This is a genomic window from Streptococcus sp. 2020WUSS084, from assembly GCF_044427445.1.
In the GTDB taxonomy this organism is placed as follows: domain Bacteria; phylum Bacillota; class Bacilli; order Lactobacillales; family Streptococcaceae; genus Streptococcus; species Streptococcus suis.
In genome coordinates this window covers 1-1,795 of the sequence record NZ_JAOTGC010000035.1, presented here as the reverse complement: position 1 = coordinate 1,795, position 1,795 = coordinate 1, and the positions used below count along the sequence as shown (strand labels likewise).

The following is a 1,795-nucleotide window of genomic DNA, read 5'->3' as shown; positions in this document are numbered from 1 at the left end:
GAGGCTGGGCAAAAACTAGCTTCTCACATATAAAAAACGAGCAATTCCAATTAGGAGTTGCTCGTTTTCCACTTCATGCTTTATAATTATAATAACCACAAAACAACTAGAAAGGCATGAAAATGTATAAACAGTATAACACAAATCAGCTTAGTTTGGAATTAAATCTTTCTTGGGATTTACCTGCTACTCATGAGGCTCGTCTGATTAGTCAGTTTGTGGATACTATTCCTTCATCCGTTCTATTGGAAGAAACTTCCCACACAGGTCGTCCAGCCTTTCATCCCGCTATGTTACTTAAAATGACCCTGTTCGCCTACGCTCGCCAAGTATTCTCTGGTCGAAAAATCGTCCAAATGAATGAAGAAGTCATTCCTATGAAATGGCTGAGTCAGGATACCTATGTCTGTTATCGGACCATAAACAGTTTTCGGGCTAGCACACACGCCAATCAGCTCATCAAAACTGCCTTCATCTACTTCACTCTCCTCCTCAGAGAGAATGGATTGATTGAAGATGAGGCTCTCTTCATTGACGGGACCAAGGTAGAAGCTGATGCCAACAAGTATTCTTTCACGTGGAAAAAGGCCGTTGAACGCTATGAAGATGCCTTGAACGGAAACATTTCTTCCCTTTATGACAAACTAGTCCAAGAAGGGGTGAATACTGCCTTGTCCAAGGAAGAATACCTCACTAGCGAGGGACTCAAACAACTCCTACAAGAAACCGAACAAGTATTGGACGAGGTGGAAGAAGCTATCTCACAAGAGCCTAAAGTCATCAAAGGTGGCTCAGCCAACAAACAGAAACGAAGAAGAATTAAGAAACTAAAGAGAAAGTTGAAAGAGGATTTTCTTGTTCGGAAACAGAAGTACGAACGAGATAAACAGATTCTACAAGAGCGAAATTCCTATTCTAAAACGGATCACGATGCAACATTCATGCGAATGAAAGAAGATCATATGAAGAATGGCCAGCTCAAGCCTGGTTACAACCTCCAACTTGGCACAAACAGCCAGTTTGCCTTAGCTTACGGACTGTACCCGAATCCAACTGACACTCGTACACTCAAGCCTTTTCTTCAATCCATCCAAACCCTAGAACTCTTTCAACACATTGTCGCAGATGCAGGTTATGGTAGTGAAGAAAATTATAGCTTTATCGTTGATGACCTGGAGAAAACACCTCTGATTCCCTACGGAACATATCAGAAAGAGCAGAAGAAAAGCTACAAGAAGAGTGATGCCAATCCTGAAAATTGGACCTATCTAGAAGATTCTGATCAGTGGATAAAGCCAGATGGTGTTGTGTATTCATTCAAGAATTATTCACGAAGAACGGATAAGTATGGATTTGAGAGAGATATTAAGATTTACGAAGCTGATCCAGTACAAGCTAGTGAGGAGCTAAACCAATTAGCACGGACGGAAAAAGGAAACCTCAAACAAATTCAGTATAATCCTACGTGGAACTATTTCAAGAACTTAGTCAAAGAGAAATTGACAAGTAAAGAGGGAGCCCGCATTTATGCCAAACGCAAGGTGGATGTCGAACCTGTATTTGGTAGGATGAAGGGTGTTTTTGGCGTGCGTAGAGTGCATGTCAGAGGTCAAAAGGTGGTTGAAACAGAGATAGGATTCCTCCTAATGAGCATGAATCTCACGAAATTGGCGAAGAAATTAGTCCATGATAATAGAAACAAAAAGAAAAACACAGACAGTTCGGCTGAATTTCATCAGAATCAGCTTGAATCTATCTGTGTTTTTTATTTACTGGCTAGTTTTTGCCCAGTCTC

At 40.9% G+C, this 1,795-nt stretch carries 1 protein-coding gene; it reads left to right on the top strand.

Annotation, left to right across the window (positions count from 1 at the left end; genetic code table 11):
* Positions 1 to 122 precede the first annotated feature (122 nt).
* The coding region (locus ODU50_RS10310; protein WP_398581411.1) for an IS1182 family transposase at positions 123 to 1,795 on the top strand (1,673 nt) is incomplete at its 3' end.